Origin of the sequence: Actibacterium mucosum KCTC 23349, from assembly GCF_000647975.1 — a bacterium.
GTDB classification, from domain to species: domain Bacteria; phylum Pseudomonadota; class Alphaproteobacteria; order Rhodobacterales; family Rhodobacteraceae; genus Actibacterium; species Actibacterium mucosum.
The window spans coordinates 60,340-77,608 of the sequence record NZ_JFKE01000003.1; the positions used below are offsets into that span (position 1 = coordinate 60,340).

The following is a 17,269-nucleotide window of genomic DNA, read 5'->3' on the forward strand; positions in this document are numbered from 1 at the left end:
CTGCAAACCCGCCGCAAGATACCGGTTGTCACTGACCCACACGTTGCCTGCGCAATATTTTCAAAGCCTCCGCTTGCTGTCCGGCCTCGCGGTTGCCCAGCGCATGGTAAAGCGTGTGGAACACTTCGTAGGTCTCGTCATACCGCGCCACGAAGGCCGGATCGGGTTCGATGACGTCGAATTCCGGGCAAAACGCCGCCTGCGCGTCCTCAACAGAGGGAAACAGGCCAGCGGCCACCGCCGCAAAAATGCCCGCACCTATGCCGGTTGTCGGGGTCTTGGGAACACAAACGGGGCGGTTCAGAATGTCGGCATAGACCTGATTCAGGAACGGATTCTTGGGCGGAATGCCCCCGCCGTTGATGATCCGTTCAAACGGCACCATCTGGGTTCCGATATGATCAAGGATCAGCCGCGTCTGCAGCGCTGTGCCCTCGATCGCCGCCTGCAACTCGTCCAGCGCGGTGTGCTCAAGATCCAACCCCACAAGGACCCCGCCCAGATTGGCGTCAACAAGGATCGTCCGGTCGCCATTGTCCCACGGAATGCGGACCAATCCGGTTATCCGGCGCGGTTCGGCGTTCAAGCTGTCCGTCATCGCCACCAGATCACTGTTGTTGCGCCGCGCAACCGATTGGAACAGATCACCAACCGCGGACATGCCCGCCTCGATCCCGATACCATCGGGAAGAACGCTGCCCGGAACAACGCCGCTGACGCCCCGAACAGCCCGTGCCTGGCCCGGCAAAACGCCGATCAGGCATGTCGACGTCCCGATGATGTTCACCATGTCGCCGCGTGATGCGCCTGCCCCAACGGCGTCCCAATGCGCATCAATGGCCCCAACGCCCACCGAGATTCCTGCGCGCAGGCCCAGCTTTTGCGCCCATTCATCGCTCAGATATCCGGCCACACCGCCCTGAGGCACAACCTTGCCACGCAACATCTGCGAGGCCTCGGCCAGCAAGGGATCGACCTCCCCAAGAAACGCATCGTCGGGAAAGCCTCCCCAGGGCGTGCCCCACATCCACTTGTGACCCATCGCGCAGGTGCTTCGGACAAGATCATCGGGCCCGCTAACACCGCACAGCGTGGCGGTGATCATATCGCAGTTTTCCAGCGCCAAGGCCGCGCTGGACCGCAAATCCGGATTGTGCCGCAGGAAATGCAGCAGCTTGGCAAAGCCCCATTCGTGCGAATAGGTCCCCCCGCACCACTGGATACCCTCGAATCCTCGCGCATGCGCAGCTTGCGTAATCTCTTGCGCTTCCTTGTGGGCGCGGTGATCGCACCACAGGTAATAGTCGGTGATGGGCTGCAAGTGTTCGTCGGTCACAATCACGCTGGAACTGGTGGCCGAGCACGCCATGCCAACCACTGCATCGCCAGGTGTTTCAGAGGCCCTCAACGCCGCGGAAACCGCCGCCTGCAATGCGGTCATCTGATCATAATGCGATTGTGTCACCAGCAAGGGGTCATCGGCACTGCGCTGCACGGCATAGCCCTGCGCGGCGCTTGACAACAGCTTGCCCGCATCGGCATCCAAAATCGTTGCCCTGACACTTTGTGTGCCAAAATCCACGCCAACAACAATCATACCGCCACGTCCCCCCGTTTACTTGGCAACATGTTTGCGGATGTCAGGTTGTCGGGCAAGCCCCGACTGGGGCCTGCGAAGTTTAAGTGACAAACGCCTGCGTGATGTCGCTGTTTGGATCCCTGAGCCCTTCGATCACCGTAAAGTGGTTGTGAATGCCGTCAACCACGGCCGAAACATCCACATCGAAACTGCGCCATACGATTTCCAGCAACTGCGCCTGACGGATGAACTCGGGCCGCTCGCCCCCACCAACCCAGGCGGTCAACCGCGCGTCCCTGCGCGGTTCCAGCAACGCCGCGCTTTCGGCCCGCGCCTCAGCCAGGTTCAGATGCAACGTCTCGTTCATCTTCGTTGCCATCAGCGGACGCAAATCGTGCAACCCGCTGATCGACAGTACATGTTCGATCCGCCCGGCACACGCAGCCTGCAGATCGCGGCACGCAAAACGTGACACAAGATGCCCGCCTGCCGAATGCCCGGCCAGCCGGATCGGTCCGTCAACCATTTGCGCCGCGTGGTCCAAAGCGGCAACGATCTCGGCCGTCATCTCGTGGATCTTGGCCTGCGGTGCCAGGGTGTAGCTGGGTATCGCCACCGCCCAGCCGCGATCCCGCGCGCCCTTGGCAAACTGGGTCCAGTTGGATTTGTCGAACGCCATCCAATATCCGCCATGTACAAACATGGCCAACCCTTTGGGCGCTCTGTCGGGCCAGATGATATCCAGCTTTTGCCGAGCGCTGCTTCCATAAGCGATATCGGTGTCGATCCGCACCCCGCTTGCCCGGTAAGCAGCAGCGGCAACAGGCCATTCCCCGATCAGGGCATCCACGCCAACCGCGTGGGTGCGGTTGTCAAAAGCATCATCCCAATCCCGGTCGGTCATCGCCGTGCTCCCAGAAACGCGGCAGACCCCGCGTTGCTTTCTCCAAGTCCGGCCCCTTGCCCGCATCCCGCATAGGTCACAGTTGCGCCTCAAGCCGGGTCCGGGGCCCCTCGGGCCACGGCGCCGGACGCCCCGTTTCGTTGACGTTGACCAGAGTACCAGTGGTGACGAAACGCTGTTCATCATCGCAAGTGGCAACCATTTCATAGCTGAACGAGCTGCGCCCCACACGCGTGACCTGCAAACGCAACAGCAACCGATCGCCGTGCCGGCTGGGGGCGGTGAACCTTGTTTCGATCTGTGCAGTGGGCACAGCGCCTGCACGGTGCAGAAGGTGCCATGGCATATCCAACTGGGCCTCGAAAAACGCTTCGAGGCAGTCATTCATCATCTCGAAATAGCGTGGGTAAAAGACGATCCCGGCGGGATCGCAATGTTTGAAAAGAACCTTTTGCGGAAACTCGAACGCCATCATATCCCTACGTATTTGCTGGTGATTTCGGGGGTCAGCGCATCCATCGCGCCTTGCCAGACTGTTGTGCCCCGCTCGACGATGACCGCGCGGTCGCAGACCGTGGCAAGCTCGGCCAGCGACTTGTCGATGACAATCAGGGCCATACCCGTTTCCCGTTTCAGCCGCGCAATCGCGGCCCAGATTTCCTGACGGATGATTGGGGCCAAACCCTCTGTCGCCTCGTCCAGAATCATCAGTTTCGGGTTGGTCATCAGGGCCCGGCCGATGGCCAGCATCTGCTGCTCCCCCCCCGACAACGAAGCCGCCCGTTGCCCGCTGCGCTCGACCAGACGCGGGAAAAGTGTGCCGACGGTCGCAATCGTCCATGGTCCGGAACGGGCGGCAGCGATCAGGTTTTCACGCACCGTCAGATCGGCAAAACAGCGCCGTCCCTCGGGCACCAGGCCAACACCCAAACGCGCCACCTTGTGGCTGGACAAGGCCGTCAGGTCGTGCCCGGCGAACTCCAGCCGCCCACCCGCAGGCATCATCCGGCAGATTGCCCGCACCGTTGTGGTCTTGCCCATCCCGTTGCGCCCCATCAGCGCCAGAACCTCGCCCGCACTGACCGACAGGTTCACGTCGAACAACGTCTGCGAATACCCGTAAGAGGCCGCGAGGGATTCGACGGTCAGCAAACTCATACGCTTTCCCCCAGATAGGCCTCGCGTACCTCGGCCGAGGCGCGGATTTCGTCGACATTGCCGGAGGCGATGATGCGGCCATAGACCAGCACGCTGATCCGGTCCGCCAATGCAAATACGGCGTCCATGTCATGTTCCACCAAAAGGATCGGCGCCTCAGAGCGCAAACCGTCAAGGAACCCCGTCATCGCCTTGGATCCCTCGGCCCCCAGGCCTGCCATGGGTTCATCCATGACAAAGGCTTTGGGCTGCAACGTCAGCGCCACGGCGACCTCAAGCTGTCGGCGCTGCCCATGGGACAGGTCGGCACAGCGGGTGTCTTTGGCTGCGGCCAGACCCACCCGCGCCAGGGCCTCCATCGCGCGGGCGTTCAGGTCCCTGTCGCCGCTTACCCCGCGCAAGAACCGCCATCCGCCGCCCGTTGCGCCAATCGCGCCCAGCAGCACGTTTTCCAACACAGTATCTTCCATCGCCAGCGCCGAGATCTGAAAGGTTCGGCCCAGACCGGCCTTGGCCCGCGCCTCGGTCGCCAGCGCCGTCACGTCGCGCCCCATCAAATGGACCTGCCCGGCATCCGATTTTAACCCGCCGCTGATCTGCCCGATCAAGGTGGATTTACCGGCGCCGTTTGGTCCGATGATCGCGTGGATTTCACCGGCGCGCAGATCGATCGAGACATTATCCGTGGCCTTCAGCGCACCAAAGGATTTCTGCAAATTCCGCGTGGCAAGGATGGTGTCAGACATGCGGCCCCTCCTTGCCGGTCAACAGGCCAATGACCCCGCCCCGCCCAAAAAGGACAATACAGATCAGGATGACGCCCAGCCAGATGTGCCAGAAATCGGTCAACCCGCCCAGCCAATGCTCCAACGCGACGAAGATCGCCGCGCCAATGACCGGGCCCATCAGCCGGCCAACCCCGCCGATGATGATCAAAATGATCAGCTCACCCGACAGCTGCCAGCTGAACATCGTGGGCGAGACAAAGCGGTTGAGATCGGCAAAAAGCGCGCCCGCCAGCCCGGTGATCGCGCCCGAGATGACAAAGGCCACCAGCTTGTGTTTCCGTGGGTTCAACCCCACCGTTTCAACCCGTTGCGGCGTCTGGCGTACCGCGTTCAGCGTCAGCCCGAACGGGGACGTCCGCAACCGCCATTGCACCACAAGCGCCACGCACAGCGCCACTAGGCACAACCAAAAGAACTGAATCGGCACAAGCGTGTTCAGCCCCGGAAATCCGTTGCGCACATAGATCGACAGGCCGTCCTCGCCGCCATAGCTGCCCCAGGAGATCGCGAAATAGAAAAACATCTGCCCGAAGGCCAACGTGATCATGATGAAATATACGCCCGTGGTGCGCAGGCTGAGCAACCCGATCACCCAGGCCGCCAAAGCGGATGTCACCATTGCCACCAGCCAGATCACCTGCATCGACTTGGTGCCCGCCAGCGACAGCGGGCCAAACTGCAAGGGGGTATAGCTCTGCGCGTGAAAGGCCAGGATCCCCATGGCATAGCCGCCCAGCCCGAAAAACACCGCGTGGCCAAAGGACACCATGCCGCCAATGCCCAGCGCGATGTTCAGCCCGACCGCCGCCAGCGCAAGGATCACCGCGCGGGTGGTCAGCGTGATGGTGAAAATCTCGTCCGCCCACAGGGCCCAAAGCGGAACAATCACCAGCCCGGCCAACACGGCCAGATTGACATGCCGTTCCCCGATCATGCCCGTGCTCCGAACAGACCCGAGGGGCGCCATATCAGGACGATACTCATCAGGATATAAACCGCCATTGATGCCAAGGCCGATCCGGTTTGCGTGGCCGTTGTAGTCTCCATGAACAGCTTGAACAGCTCGGGCAGGAAAACACCGCCCAACGTGTCCGTCAGCCCGACCAGAAGCGCGCCAATGAAGGCCCCGCGGATCGATCCGATGCCACCGATGACGATTACCACGAAGGCCAGGATCAGAACCGGCTCGCCCATGCCCACCTGCACCGACTGGATCGCGCCCACCAGCGCACCCGCCAGCCCGGCCAGCGCCGCACCCAACGCGAAGACCAAGGTGTACAGCTTCGAGATATCGACGCCCAGCGCGGCAATCATCTCGCGGTCATTTTCTCCGGCGCGGATCTGAATGCCGATCCGGGTTTTGGCCGTCAGCCACCACAACCCGAGCGCCACGGCAAAGCCGATGCCGATCAGCACAAGCCGATAGAACGGGTACTGAATGCCGCCCGGCAACGTGACGGGCCCCGACAGGTAATCGGGGATATCCAGAAACAGCGGGAAGGATCCAAAGACCCAACGCGTGCCTTCCGAAAAGATCAGGATCAGCGCGAAGGTGGCCAGCACCTGATCCAGATGCGCCGCCTTGTAAAGCCGCCGGATCACCACGATCTCCACCAGCGCGCCCGCGGCGGCGGCGGCTGCCAGCGCCGCAACCAGCGCCAACAGGAACGACCCGGTCGCCCCCGCCACCCAGGCCGCCGCAAAGGCGCCAACCATGTAAAGCGACCCGTGGGCAAGGTTGATCAGGCCCATGACCCCAAAGATAAGCGTCAACCCGGCAGCCATCAGAAACAGCATCACGCCGAACTGAAGGCCATTCAGGACCTGCTCGATGATCAAGATGGAAGACATCAGGTTTTCCGGCTGAAGAAGGTCTCTCGCCCGAACCGGGGTCCGGACGAGAGGTTCGGATCACATCTTGCAGTCAGCCGCATAGGCGTCTGCGTGGTTTTCCAGTGCGGTGGCGACGATCTTGTTGGTGAACACGTCACCCTCCTTGATCACTTCGCGCGCATAGATTGTCTGAACAGGGTGGTGGTTCGGACCGAACGAGAATGCCCCCCGCGTGCTGTCGAAATCCGCGGCCCGCAGCGCGTCCCGGAACGCATCGGCATCGGATACATCCGCAGCCTCGATCGCCGAGATCAGCAGGTTCGCGGTGTCAAAGCCCTGGCTGGCATATAACGATGGCAGGCGGCCATATTCGGCCTGGAAGCTTTCGACAAATGCCGCGTTGGTGGCGTTGTCGATGTCCTTGTTCCACTGGCTGGTATTCACCACACCCAGCGCGGCGTCACCCACCGCTTGCAGGATACCCTGATCAAAGCTGAAAGCGGGGCCAATAACCGGCTTTTCGATACCGCTGTCGGCATATTGTTTCAGGAACGAGATACCCATGCCGCCGGGCAGGAAAAAGAACACGCTGTCAGCATCCGAGGCGCGGATCTGCGCAATCTCGGCGGCATAATCGGTCTGGCCCAGCTTGGTGTAGATCTCGTTGGCAACATCGCCTTCAAAGGTACGCTTGTACCCGGTCAGCGCATCGGTGCCTGCCGGGTAATTCGGGGCCAGGATGAAGCTGTTGCCATAGCCGGCACTGTTGGCATAGGCGCCCGCCGCCTCGTGCAGGTTGTCGTTCTGCCACGCCACGTTGAAATAGTTCTGATGGCACCCCGCCCCGGCCAATGCCGACGGGCCGGCGTTGGGCGACAGGTAGAACTTGCCCTGCGCGGTCACGCTGGGCACCACGGCCATGGCCAGGTTCGACCAGATTATGCCGGTCAGAACGTCCACTTTCTCAGACTGGATCATCTTGTCGGCCAGTTGCACCGCGATGTCCGGCTTGCGCTGGTCATCCTCGATCACAACCTCTATGTCATCGCGGCCCGACTGGCTGATGGCCAGCATGAACCCGTCGCGCACATCCACACCCAGACCGGCGCCGCCGCCAGACAGGGTCGTGATCATGCCGATCTTGGTGTCGGCCAATGCAGGGGCCGCCAATAGGGCCAGCACCGCGGCTGACGTAACAAGCTTTTTCATGTAAACCTCCGTGTTGTCGTCTTTATTGAAACGCTGAAAAAGTCAGTGTCGTCAGCGTCCGTTCGATACCCTCTGTGGGGCTTATCCTGTCATTCACATACCGACCGATATCTTCGCCGGCAGGGACATAGATCTTGATCAGCAGATCGAATTCCCCACTGGTCGAGAACATCTCGGAATGGATTTCCTTCGCGGCAATGGCGTCCGCAACGTCATAGGTTTTACCCGGCGCACAGCGCACCTGAACAAAAACGCATGTCATGCCTTGCCCTCCTCTTGGCGTTGACCGTCAGCCGTTTTCCCCCGCCCGTCCGGGCCTTGTGCAGGTCATCGCGACAAACGATCGCGCGGGGCATTTTTACCCCGCGCTCATGGATTTGACCCGATCTTGCCGAGATTTGGTCAGCTTGTCATCGCCCCATTCACCTCTGCTCAAAACAATATGCACCGCAACAGCAAGTTCACAGCTTTCCTTGAACGGGTGCAGGGGGCGGCCAAGCCTTTGGAAACCTTTATAAACGAGGTGACAGACCGAACGCCAAACTGATCTTGCAGGCCCGTTCCTCCAGCGACAGGAAAAAGGCAGGCGAAACGCCAAAACCACCTTGCATATCAAAACGTTAGGCGATCACAGAGACGTAAAAGGGGAAATGGCGGACAGACAGGGATTCGAACCCTGGAGACGGTTTCCCGCCTACACGCGTTCCAGGCGTGCGCCTTCGACCACTCGGCCACCTGTCCGTGCCGCGTCTGATACCGGGTCCGGGGGGGCCATTCAAGCGGATTGTGCGCCGCAACCGGGATGGCGATGAAATCAATGCGTTTCAGACCACCGGGAAGCGCGATTTGAGGCGCGAAATTGGGCGTTCATAGACATGCCATGACAAGGCGGCCATTGCCACGCTGACCGCCAGCATCACGAAGAAGGTCCGTCCTTCTCGATCGTACAAAGCCGGCACAAATTGTACCAACAGCCACCACAGCATCAGGTGATATATGAACACCGCATAGCTGATCTGGCTGGCATAGCGCATGACCCGGTTGCCAAGGATCGGGTTCAACGGACCACCATAGCCGTGATAGGCCCCGGCCACGATTACAACCAACGCCGCAACGCTCAGCGCACGGTACATCTCACCTGCGCCATAGGCCTCACCCAACAGGAACGGCGCGCCCAGCACGCTCAGTGCCGCCACAACAACCACCGGGTTGCGGCTGTGCCGGGCCACGACGTCATGGTCACGCACCATGGCCAAAAGGCTGCCCGCCGCGATCGGGTCAAACGTGTACAGCGGCAGGATCCGCGCCCAGCCGCCTACTCCCATCATCCCGACGCTCAGTCGCAACGCCACGGGCAGCAGCAGCAGCCCGATCACCACCGCCCACATGGCGCGCTTTGGGAGCAGCAGGATCACCAACGGCCAGATCAGATAGAACTGTTCAAGATTATTAAGGCTCCACAAATGCGCAAAAACCCATGGGTCCCAGGTCTCGTTGGCGTAAAAATAGAAATTAGAGGCTTGCAAGGCATGCCACCCAATCGACGCCCGCGCGTCCTCGGCATTGGTCCACCACGCCACAACCACCAGCAGCACCAGCGCCGGAAACAGCCGCAGCGCCCGCCGGATATAGAAGTTCACCGCCACGCGCAGCCCCGTCGCGCCGCGCGCCCGCGCCTTCAGCAGGATCATGGTGATCAGAAAGCCGCTGACCGTGAAAAACAGCGAAACACGGGCATGTTCCAGAACCGGGTCAGAGTTCCAGAAATGCACGTACAAGACGCCCATCATCGCCAGCGTGCGCAGCCCGTCCAGCTGAACGTGGCGCCCGGCCGTTGGATCGATATAGGTGACCGGTTCGTTGCTCGACTGCACGCTGCCCCCCTTTCCTGTCGCTTACACTGCGGCAGAAAAGGGGTTTTTGGCAAGAACCAAGGGGTTAGCTGTAAAAAACCTCGGGCAACGCGCGCGCGTCACCGTCCAGCCATTGTGGCACGGGCAGGTTCTTGGACTTGAGGAAATCCGGGTTGAACAGCTTGGACTGATACCGGTTGCCATAGTCACACAGCACGGTGACAATCGTGTGCCCCGGCCCCATTTCGCGGGCCATGCGCACCGCGCCGGCCACGTTGATCCCGGACGATCCGCCCAGGCACAGGCCCTCATCGGTCAGCATGTCGAACACATAGGGCAGCGCTTCGGCGTCCGAGATGTTATAGGACATGTCCGGCGTGAACCCTTCGAGGTTCGCGGTGATCCGGCCCTGGCCAATGCCCTCGGTGATCGAGTCGCCAGACGATTTCAGCTCGCCCTGAGTGTAATAGCTGAACAAGGCGGCCCCATCGGGATCGGCAAGGCCGATCTTGACGCCCTTGGGCTGCAATACCTCGGCCACTCCGGCCAGCGTGCCGCCTGAACCCACCGCACAGATGAACCCGTCGACCTCACCGCCGGTCTGCTCCCACACTTCGGGGCCCGTGCCCTCGACATGGGCCTGACGGTTGGCCACATTGTCGAACTGGTTGGCCCAGATTGCACCGTTAGGCTCGGACTGTGCCAGCCGATCCGCGAGGCGTGCCGAATAGCGGATATAGTTGTTCATGTCGCGGTACGGTTTCGCGGGCACCTGCACCAGATCAGCGCCAGCCAGGCGGATCATGTCCTTTTTCTCCTGGCTTTGGGTCTCGGGGATCACGATGACGGTCTTGAACCCCATCGAGGCACCAACCAGCGCCAGACCGATGCCGGTATTGCCGGCCGTGCCTTCAACGATCGTTCCGCCGGGCCGCAACACGCCGCGCGCGATGGCGTCGCGGATGATGAACAACGCGGCGCGATCCTTGATCGACTGGCCGGGGTTCATGAATTCCGCCTTGCCCCAGATCTCACAGCCCGTGGCCTCGCTTGGCCCGTTCAGGCGGATCAGGGGGGTGTTGCCAATCAGCTCGGCCAGATCTTTGCGCATGGTCATTGCTTCCCTTTTGATGCCCCCTAGGTATCCACGCGCGCCCCCGAACTCAAGACCGTGCGCGCAACTTGTCGCGATGGGCGGCCAGCCAGTAAAGCGACAGGATCAGCGGCGCGTTTTCAATCTCGCCCGCCGCCAGCAATTCCATCGCCGCGTCAAAGGGCAAGACATGGCTGCGGATATCCTCGCCCTCGCCGGGCATACCGCCCAGCCCCGCCGCGCTGTCGGGCAGGTCGCATTCAGCGACGAAGGAATACAGGTACTCTGTCTTGGCCCCCGGCGACGGATAGTATCCATGCACCCGATGCAGCGCGCCAAGCGTCAGGCCCGCCTCTTCCACCGCCTCGCGTCGCGCGGTCTGATCGGGCATCTCGCCCGGATCCACGCGGCCCGCAATGGCCTCCAGCGACCAGACCTGCGCATCACCACGCGCCAAGGGGCCCATGCGAAACTGCTCTACCAGCAGCACCCGGTCGGTGACCGGATCATAGGGCAACACCGTCGCCGCATCGCCCGAGACAAACACCGCCCGGTCCAGTTGCGGGCCCATCGTGCCGTCAAACCGGCGATGGCGCAGCTTGTAGTCCTCGATCGCGAAGAACCGTGCATAGGGCTGTGTCTGATCATCGACCACCACGTCACCCGGCCGGGTCGCACGGCGCAGGGTTACCGGCCCGCCAGCCTGCGCATTGGCGCGTGCAGTGGCCCGTGTCAGGATCATCGGGTAACGCGCCATAACCTCTGCCGCCGGACGCAGGCCATATTGGGCCATGACCTCTTGTGCGGCGAACAGGTTGATCTGCGCCCACCGGTCCTGCCACGCCATCAGATCAAACGGCCCGCCATCGGCAAAGTCGCGCGTCGGCAGGTAAACCAGCGCCGTGACCGGCCCGTTCTCGGTCTCGACATCGCGCGGTTCCAGAACATAACCGTGGCCGCCCTCGTAATAATCCAGCCGCGCAACGGCCTCGTCCGACATTCCACGCACCAGGATGCCCGGCGCCCCCGCACCCGGCGCGGCGCGCAATCCGGGATAGTTTGCGTCCTTGACAAGAAAGGCCTCGAATCCCGGCAATACCGCCGGTTCATGTCGCAATAATTCAGTGCCCGCCACGCAGGCCAAAAGCGGCACGTGTCGCAACGTGCCGTAGAAAAACAGATCAGCCAAAAATTATCTCCAGCGGCGGTTGGCAGCTTCCGTAGCCCAGGCCGACAACAAGCCGCCCACAAGCAGTATTCCGATTCCTTCCGGGAAGGTCGCCAGCATCTTGCCGTATTGCCCGGCCAGTTGGAACATGCCAACGATGGCCTCCATCGTGTCACCGTATTTCTTGTCCAGCGCGTTCTGGATCATCTGGTACAGCGAGTGGAACACCAGCACATAGAACAGCCCCACAACCTCGGTCACCAACATGACCGAGATCGCCGGCCCCATCGGGTTCCCCGCTTGCCGGCCATGTATACGCCAGCCAGCGAAGGCCCCGAAGGCGGCATTGATCTCGGAAAACCAGTCCGTTGGCGTGCCATCAGGCAGAAGTTGTGTGAAGCTTTCCGAGGCGAAGAACGCCACGGCGGCGTAACAGATCGCGGCGATAAGACGGGCGGCGGTGGGCATCTTGGGGCCTCTTTTGCGGTTTTACTGCTCTGATATGCAGTTTCAGCCTTTGCCGCGCGCCGCGCAAGGGGGCCACGTCGCATTCACGCGCTCATGTGGCTTTGTCGGCCCGGTGGGCCTGATAGGCCTGCAATGCGCGCGCACGCCCCTCGGCCAGGGGGCGGGGGATTGGGCGCGGCGCATTGGCGTCGATGCTCCAGCTGACCGGCACCGCAGCGGCAAAGTCCCGCGCCCCGGATCCGCTCAGCCAGTGGTTGCGGTAAACACCGTCGGGGTCAAATTTCGCGGCCTGCGTGTCGGGGTTGAATATCCGGAAATAGGGGGCAGCATCCGGCCCGCAGCCCGCCACCCATTGCCACCCCATCGCGTTGGCCGCCTTGTCCCAGTCGATCAGCGTATCCTCGAACCAGTTCAACCCGTGACGCCAATGGATCATCAGGTGCTTGGTCAGGTACGAGGCGGTGATCATCCGCGCCCGGTTATGCATGCGGCCCGTCGCGTAAAGCTCGCGCATTGCCGCATCCACGACATCCACACCGGTCTGCGCCCGCTGCCACGCAATCAGGTCGGGATGGCTGGCATCATCGATCCATGGAAACCCGTCCCAACCGTCGCGCCAGTTCTCTGTTGCCATATCGGGGCGGTCCACCAGCAAATGCCACGCAAATTCGCGCCATGCCACCTGACGCACAAATGGTTCGGCACCGTCTGGACCCTGCCCTGCCTGCCAAACCTGCCGGGCCGAGATCTCGCCGAGGCTCAGATGCGCGGACAGGGTCGAGGTTCCGTCCCCCGCCAACAGATCGCGCCGTTCGGCGTAATCGCGCACCGGTCCAGACACAAAGCGCTGCAGCGTGTCCATTGCCGCGCCCTCGCCCGCCGCGACATGCCGCGCCACAACCGCCGCCCCGCGCCGCATTCCCGCGTCCAGCGCCCAGTCGTTCAGCGGGTCGCTGGCGGGCCAATTCGCGGGCGACGGGATGTCGGGCGTGGGCAGCTTTGCCCCCACATCGCCCGCCCGAATGGCCCGCCAAAACGGGGTGAACACCTTGTAGGGTTCACCGGCCCCGCTGCGCACCTTGCTGGGTTCAAACAACAGCTGGCCACCGAAACTGCGGGCCGCGATCCCGGCATCGCTGAACGCTGCCTTGATCCGTGTGTCGCGCGAGATCGTGTCGGGGTCATAGCTGCGGGTCCAGAATACGCCGCGGGCACCCGTTTCGGCGATCAGCCTCTGCAATGCCGGCAGCCCGTCCCCCCTGCGCAGGATCAACCGGCTGCCTTGGGCGCGCAGGTCCGCGTCCAGGCTGGCCAGGCTCTGCGCCAACCGCCACGCCGCCGCCCGGCCCAGCCCCGCAACCGCCTCGTCAAAGAGGAACACCGGGATCACAGGCGCGGAACTGGCCACCGCGGCACTTAACGCCGCATTATCCGCCAAACGCAAATCGCGCCGCGCCCACCAAAGAACCGGTGCGCGATCGCTCAAAGCACCGCGTCCAGCGCTGTCAGCAGCTGTTGGATCTCATCTTCGGTCGTGTAATGCACAAAGCTCAGCCGCAGCACACCCAGACCGGGATCCACCGCCAGCCCCTCCAGCGCGCGCACCGCATAGAAGTCGCCGCCCCCCGCCATGATGCCATGTGCGGCCAACGCGGCCGCCACGGGTTCGCCCGCCCGCCCAAGGTCCAGCGCCAGTGTGGGCGCGCGGCACGTTGCCTTGGTTGGCCCCAAAAGCCGCACATCGTTGCGGGCCGACAGGTAATCCAACACCGGCTGCATCAGCACCTCTTCGTGCCCGCGCATCAGATCATGCACCGCATGCCCCATTTTGCGGGTAGATACCGCTTGACCGGGATAGTGATGCGCATAAAGCGCTTCGAAATAATCGACCATGCCCGCGCAGGCCGCCACCTGCGCGTGGTCGGGGCCCGCGGGGGTAAAGCGCTTGTACCGCACGTCGGCGTTGAAATAATGCGCCTGGTTGGGCAGCAGGTCCGCCAGCCCACGCCGCAGCGCCATAATACCCTGATGCGGCCCATAGGTCTTATAGGCCGAGAACAGATAGATATCGGCCCCCAGCGCCCCCACATCGGGCACGCCATGGGGGGCATAGCTGACCCCGTCGACACAAGTGAACGCGCCCGCCATATGGGCCTGCGCACAGATCGCCGCCACATCGTTCACCGCGCCCACCACGTTCGAGCAATGCGGAAAACACACCAGCCGCACCGTGTCATCCAGCAGGTCGTCCAGCTTTAGCCGGTCCAGATGCCCGGTCTCGGGGTCCATGCGCCATTCGCGCACCTCGATCCCGGCCTCGGCCAGCCGCCGCCACGGCCCCGAATTGGCCTCGTGATCCTGATTGGTCACCACGATGGTGTCGCCGGGTTTCAACCACCGCCGAAAAGCCTGTGCCAGAACATAGGTATTGGCCGTGGTTGATGGACCAAAGGACAACTCGTCCTCTTCGATCCCCATCAACGCGGCAAGACGCGTGCGCGCCGCGTCCATTTCCGCCCCGGCCTTTTGTGACGCCGCATAGGGGGCATAGGGTTGCACCTTGTAGCTGCGATAAAACCGTGTCAGCCGGTCGATCACCGGCCCACACGTATAGGACCCCCCCGCATTTTCGAAAAACGCCTGCCCTTTCAGGCCCGGCTCGTCAAAGGCGGGAAACTGCGACCGAACAAATCCTGTATCCAGAACCGTCATGCAAAGACTCATCAATTTGTTAAGAAAATCTTGAGTCCAGAGCTAACGCGTTTTCCCGGCCAGTCAATCACGCCAAGCCGTCAAGTCCGTACATCCACCACCACGCGGCCGCGTACCTGGCCTTTCAGGATGTTTGCCCCCAAATCGGGCAGATCGCCCAGCGTCGCGGGCACGATCATCTCTTCCAGCTTGGCCATGGGCAGGTCACGGGCAATCCGCTGCCATGCGCGCTGGCGGCTTTCGGTCGGTTGCATCACACTGTCGATGCCCAAAAGGTTCACACCGCGCAACAGGAACGGGATCACCGTCGCCGGCAGGTTGGCGCCACCGGCCAGCCCCACAGAAGCAACCGAGGCGCCGTATTGCATCTGGCCCAGAACGCGGGCCAGCATCGGGCCGCCCACCGCATCCACGCAACCCGCCCAGGTTTCGCTTTCCAGCGGCCGGCGCACTGTCTCGGCCAGGTCGGCGCGCGCCACGATGCGGTTGGCGCCCAGCCCGCGCAGGTATTCCGCCGTGTCGGGCCGCCCTGTGACCGCCGCCACCTCGTATCCCAGATGCGCAAGAATCGCTGTGGCCACCGAGCCCACACCGCCCGCCGCCCCGGTTACCAGAACGGGGCCGACGCCGGGCACCATGCCATGCGCCTCCAACGCCGAAACCGCCAGCATCGCGGTAAAGCCCGCCGTGCCTACGGCCATCGCCTGGCGTGTCGTCAACCCGTCGGGCAGCGGCACCAGCCACTCGCCCTTGACCCGCGCCTTTTCGGCATAGCCGCCCCACTGCACCTCACCCACGCGCCAGCCGGTCAGCACCACCTTGTCGCCGGGTTTGAAATCGGGGTTGTCGCTGGCCTCGACCGTGCCGGCAAAATCTATGCCGGGCACATGCGGATAGGTCCGCACCAGCCCGCCACCGGGGCCCAGGCACAGCCCGTCCTTGTAGTTCACGGTCGAGTATTCCACCGCCACGGTCACGTCGCCATCGGGCAAACGCGCCTCGTCCACGTCTTGTATGCTGGCCTGCGTTTCGCCGCTTTCGGCTTTCTCTACAACCAATGCTCTGAACATGCGCGTCTCCTTTGTCTTTGATCAGGGGCCCGCGTGGGCCGCCAGAAACGCCCCGATCCTGTCAATGAATTCAACCGGTTGCGTGACGGCCGCCATATGGTCGGCCCCTTCGACATCTGTCACAGTGGCCCAAGGCATGGCCGCTTGCAAGCGCGCCGTGATCGCAGCGGCTGACGGGCGCGTCGCCGTGCCGCGGATCAGCTGGACCGGAACATTGTTCAATGCCGCGCAATCGGCGATCCGGGCCTGCCCCGGCAAGCCGCTCAGCATGCCCGCCCAATCGTCGCCCACCCGGTCGATCACCTGCGTCACATAGCCCTGCGTATCATCGTTCAGCGCGTCCCAACTGCCCGGCCCCGACCAGAATTCCACGAACGAGGCCGCCGCCCGCTCGGGCCGGCCCAACCGCAGCCAGCCGGCAATCACCGCCGCCGAATGCTCGCCATCGGCGGCCAGCGGGTCACCGGCCTCGGCCAAAAGCGGAAACAGCACCGGCTCGATCATCGTGATCGACGCGACACGGTCCGCCATGTCGCGCGCCGCGTAAAACACCGTCGCCCCGCCCAGCGAATGGCCCACCAAATGCACCTTGGCCGGCGCCTCGGCCGCTACCAGCGTGCGCAGAATGCCCGCATCGTGCACGAACCACGGCTGCCCGTCACGCGGCAAGGCCCCGCTGCGGCCATAGCCGTGCAGGTCCGGCGCCACCATCCGGTACCGCCCTGACAGCGCGTCGAAATAAGGCTTGTACTGGCCGCTGTGACTGGCCGAGCAATGCACGCAGACCACCAGCGGCCCATCCACCCCCGCCCGGCGCAGATGGATGTGGTCCGCCAACTCAGGCATCGGGCATAAACGGCAAATCGGTGCTCCACGCCTTGGCGCCCGCCGCGGTCAGCATCGCGTTGATCTGGCCGCGATGATGGGTCTGGTGGTTGAACAGATGCGCAACGCAAACGGCCATCTGCCTCGACATGTCCGACCCCGTCATCCCCGAAAACCACGTCAGGTCGCCATCCAGCGTTTCCTGCGTAACGTCACCGGCCCAAGCGGCAATCGCGGCATCCGTCGCCACCCGCTGCGACCGATAGGTGGCCCAGTCGGTGAAGGCCACCGCGCTGTCGGAAAACGGCGCCTCGGGCGGGGTCACCGCGTTGTCGAACCGTGACATCCACGCCTGATCGCCCCACAGCAAATGCGACATGGTCCGCATGATCGAGCCAAAGAACGCCCCCCGGTCCATCTGCCGTGCCGCATCGCCCACCGCCTCGGCCGCGGCCAGCATTTCGGTGTTTTGCCACGCGTTATAGCGCGCCATCGTCTGTACATACTCTCTGGTGATCATCCCGATCCCCCCCGATATCCCCCAGCCCTCGCCCGCGCAGCCTGCCCTGTGCAATCCGCGCTGACAATTGCTTTTTTCGCCCGCTGCGC

Annotated in this window: 18 protein-coding genes and 1 tRNA gene; all 19 read right to left on the minus strand. The window is 62.9% G+C overall.

Features of this window, described 5'->3' with window-relative positions; genetic code table 11:
• Positions 1–28: 28 nt before the first annotated feature.
• The 19 genes from ACMU_RS06825 to ACMU_RS06915 all read right to left on the minus strand — a co-directional run bounded on the left by ACMU_RS06825 (position 29) and on the right by ACMU_RS06915 (position 17,180).
• Positions 29–1,597, minus strand: a complete 1,569-nt coding sequence (locus ACMU_RS06825) for a ribulokinase (protein WP_035257782.1) — start codon at positions 1,595–1,597, stop codon at positions 29–31.
• A gap of 82 nt (positions 1,598–1,679) precedes the next feature.
• Positions 1,680–2,483 carry an alpha/beta hydrolase gene (locus ACMU_RS06830; RefSeq protein WP_035257784.1) on the minus strand — a complete coding sequence of 268 codons (804 nt, stop codon included), beginning with the start codon at positions 2,481–2,483 and terminating at the stop codon, positions 1,680–1,682.
• A 76-nt stretch (positions 2,484–2,559) separates the two neighbouring features.
• Complete coding sequence (locus ACMU_RS06835; RefSeq protein WP_035258664.1) at positions 2,560–2,955, minus strand: acyl-CoA thioesterase; 396 nt, start codon at positions 2,953–2,955, stop codon at positions 2,560–2,562.
• On the minus strand, positions 2,955–3,641 hold the full coding sequence (locus ACMU_RS06840) for an ABC transporter ATP-binding protein (protein ID WP_035257786.1): 687 nt from the start codon (positions 3,639–3,641) through the stop codon (positions 2,955–2,957). Before ACMU_RS06840 ends, ACMU_RS06835 begins: the two co-directional genes overlap by 1 nt.
• Positions 3,638–4,387 carry an ABC transporter ATP-binding protein gene (locus tag ACMU_RS06845; RefSeq protein WP_035257788.1) on the minus strand — a complete coding sequence of 250 codons (750 nt, stop codon included), beginning with the start codon at positions 4,385–4,387 and terminating at the stop codon, positions 3,638–3,640. The genes ACMU_RS06840 and ACMU_RS06845 overlap by 4 nt, the downstream gene beginning before the upstream one ends.
• The gene (locus ACMU_RS06850) at positions 4,380–5,363 is read right to left on the minus strand and encodes a branched-chain amino acid ABC transporter permease (RefSeq protein ID WP_035257790.1); all 984 of its coding nucleotides are present in this window, start codon (positions 5,361–5,363) and stop codon (positions 4,380–4,382) included. The genes ACMU_RS06845 and ACMU_RS06850 overlap by 8 nt, the downstream gene beginning before the upstream one ends.
• Positions 5,360–6,280, minus strand: a complete 921-nt coding sequence (locus ACMU_RS06855) for a branched-chain amino acid ABC transporter permease (RefSeq protein WP_035257792.1) — start codon at positions 6,278–6,280, stop codon at positions 5,360–5,362. Before ACMU_RS06855 ends, ACMU_RS06850 begins: the two co-directional genes overlap by 4 nt.
• 60 nt (positions 6,281–6,340) lie before the next feature.
• A complete protein-coding gene (locus ACMU_RS06860) occupies positions 6,341–7,471 on the minus strand; it encodes an ABC transporter substrate-binding protein (RefSeq protein ID WP_035257794.1) in 1,131 nt (376 codons plus the stop codon).
• A gap of 22 nt (positions 7,472–7,493) precedes the next feature.
• A complete protein-coding gene (locus ACMU_RS06865; protein WP_035257797.1) occupies positions 7,494–7,733 on the minus strand; it encodes an Lrp/AsnC ligand binding domain-containing protein in 240 nt (79 codons plus the stop codon).
• A 389-nt stretch (positions 7,734–8,122) separates the two neighbouring features.
• A tRNA-Ser gene (locus tag ACMU_RS06870) sits at positions 8,123–8,212 on the minus strand.
• An 83-nt stretch (positions 8,213–8,295) separates the two neighbouring features.
• Positions 8,296–9,345, minus strand: a complete 1,050-nt coding sequence (locus ACMU_RS18680) for an acyltransferase family protein (RefSeq protein ID WP_051588107.1) — start codon at positions 9,343–9,345, stop codon at positions 8,296–8,298.
• Between the two features lie 64 nt (positions 9,346–9,409).
• Positions 9,410–10,441 carry a cysteine synthase A gene (locus ACMU_RS06880; RefSeq protein ID WP_035257799.1) on the minus strand — a complete coding sequence of 344 codons (1,032 nt, stop codon included), beginning with the start codon at positions 10,439–10,441 and terminating at the stop codon, positions 9,410–9,412.
• A 46-nt stretch (positions 10,442–10,487) separates the two neighbouring features.
• Positions 10,488–11,606: a gamma-glutamylcyclotransferase gene (locus ACMU_RS06885; RefSeq protein WP_035257802.1), complete on the minus strand. Its 1,119-nt coding sequence runs from the start codon at positions 11,604–11,606 to the stop codon at positions 10,488–10,490.
• Positions 11,607–11,609: 3 nt separating this feature from the next.
• Positions 11,610–12,053, minus strand: a complete 444-nt coding sequence (locus tag ACMU_RS06890) for a TrgA family protein (protein ID WP_035257804.1) — start codon at positions 12,051–12,053, stop codon at positions 11,610–11,612.
• A 91-nt stretch (positions 12,054–12,144) separates the two neighbouring features.
• Entirely contained in the window at positions 12,145–13,539 is a 1,395-nt protein-coding gene (locus ACMU_RS06895; RefSeq protein ID WP_035257808.1) for a cryptochrome/photolyase family protein, read from the minus strand.
• On the minus strand, positions 13,536–14,765 hold the full coding sequence (locus tag ACMU_RS06900; protein ID WP_035257810.1) for an aminotransferase class V-fold PLP-dependent enzyme: 1,230 nt from the start codon (positions 14,763–14,765) through the stop codon (positions 13,536–13,538). The genes ACMU_RS06895 and ACMU_RS06900 overlap by 4 nt, the downstream gene beginning before the upstream one ends.
• Before the next feature lie 80 nt (positions 14,766–14,845).
• A complete protein-coding gene (locus ACMU_RS06905; protein WP_035257811.1) occupies positions 14,846–15,835 on the minus strand; it encodes an MDR family oxidoreductase in 990 nt (329 codons plus the stop codon).
• Between the two features lie 21 nt (positions 15,836–15,856).
• Positions 15,857–16,681, minus strand: coding sequence for an alpha/beta fold hydrolase (locus ACMU_RS06910; protein WP_035257812.1), 825 nt, complete (start codon positions 16,679–16,681; stop codon positions 15,857–15,859).
• Entirely contained in the window at positions 16,674–17,180 is a 507-nt protein-coding gene (locus ACMU_RS06915; RefSeq protein WP_035257814.1) for a DinB family protein, read from the minus strand. Before ACMU_RS06915 ends, ACMU_RS06910 begins: the two co-directional genes overlap by 8 nt.
• Between the last annotated feature and the right edge of the window lie 89 nt (positions 17,181–17,269).

What these genes read in the sequence shown, in the direction of transcription:
- ACMU_RS06835 (WP_035258664.1), bottom strand. Translation starts at nt 2,955, where the DNA reads ATGGCGTTCGAGTTTCCGCAAAAGGTTCTTTTCAAACATTGCGATCCC.
- ACMU_RS06865 (WP_035257797.1), bottom strand. Translation starts at nt 7,733, where the DNA reads ATGACATGCGTTTTTGTTCAGGTGCGCTGTGCGCCGGGTAAAACCTAT.
- ACMU_RS06830 (WP_035257784.1), bottom strand. Translation starts at nt 2,483, where the DNA reads ATGACCGACCGGGATTGGGATGATGCTTTTGACAACCGCACCCACGCG.
- ACMU_RS06915 (WP_035257814.1), bottom strand. Translation starts at nt 17,180, where the DNA reads ATGATCACCAGAGAGTATGTACAGACGATGGCGCGCTATAACGCGTGG.
- ACMU_RS06900 (WP_035257810.1), bottom strand. Translation starts at nt 14,765, where the DNA reads ATGACGGTTCTGGATACAGGATTTGTTCGGTCGCAGTTTCCCGCCTTT.
- ACMU_RS06860 (WP_035257794.1), bottom strand. Translation starts at nt 7,471, where the DNA reads ATGAAAAAGCTTGTTACGTCAGCCGCGGTGCTGGCCCTATTGGCGGCC.
- ACMU_RS06880 (WP_035257799.1), bottom strand. Translation starts at nt 10,441, where the DNA reads ATGACCATGCGCAAAGATCTGGCCGAGCTGATTGGCAACACCCCCCTG.
- ACMU_RS06850 (WP_035257790.1), bottom strand. Translation starts at nt 5,363, where the DNA reads ATGATCGGGGAACGGCATGTCAATCTGGCCGTGTTGGCCGGGCTGGTG.
- ACMU_RS06845 (WP_035257788.1), bottom strand. Translation starts at nt 4,387, where the DNA reads ATGTCTGACACCATCCTTGCCACGCGGAATTTGCAGAAATCCTTTGGT.
- ACMU_RS06905 (WP_035257811.1), bottom strand. Translation starts at nt 15,835, where the DNA reads ATGTTCAGAGCATTGGTTGTAGAGAAAGCCGAAAGCGGCGAAACGCAG.
- ACMU_RS06855 (WP_035257792.1), bottom strand. Translation starts at nt 6,280, where the DNA reads ATGTCTTCCATCTTGATCATCGAGCAGGTCCTGAATGGCCTTCAGTTC.
- ACMU_RS06910 (WP_035257812.1), bottom strand. Translation starts at nt 16,681, where the DNA reads ATGCCTGAGTTGGCGGACCACATCCATCTGCGCCGGGCGGGGGTGGAT.
- ACMU_RS06890 (WP_035257804.1), bottom strand. Translation starts at nt 12,053, where the DNA reads ATGCCCACCGCCGCCCGTCTTATCGCCGCGATCTGTTACGCCGCCGTG.
- ACMU_RS06825 (WP_035257782.1), bottom strand. Translation starts at nt 1,597, where the DNA reads ATGATTGTTGTTGGCGTGGATTTTGGCACACAAAGTGTCAGGGCAACG.
- ACMU_RS06840 (WP_035257786.1), bottom strand. Translation starts at nt 3,641, where the DNA reads ATGAGTTTGCTGACCGTCGAATCCCTCGCGGCCTCTTACGGGTATTCG.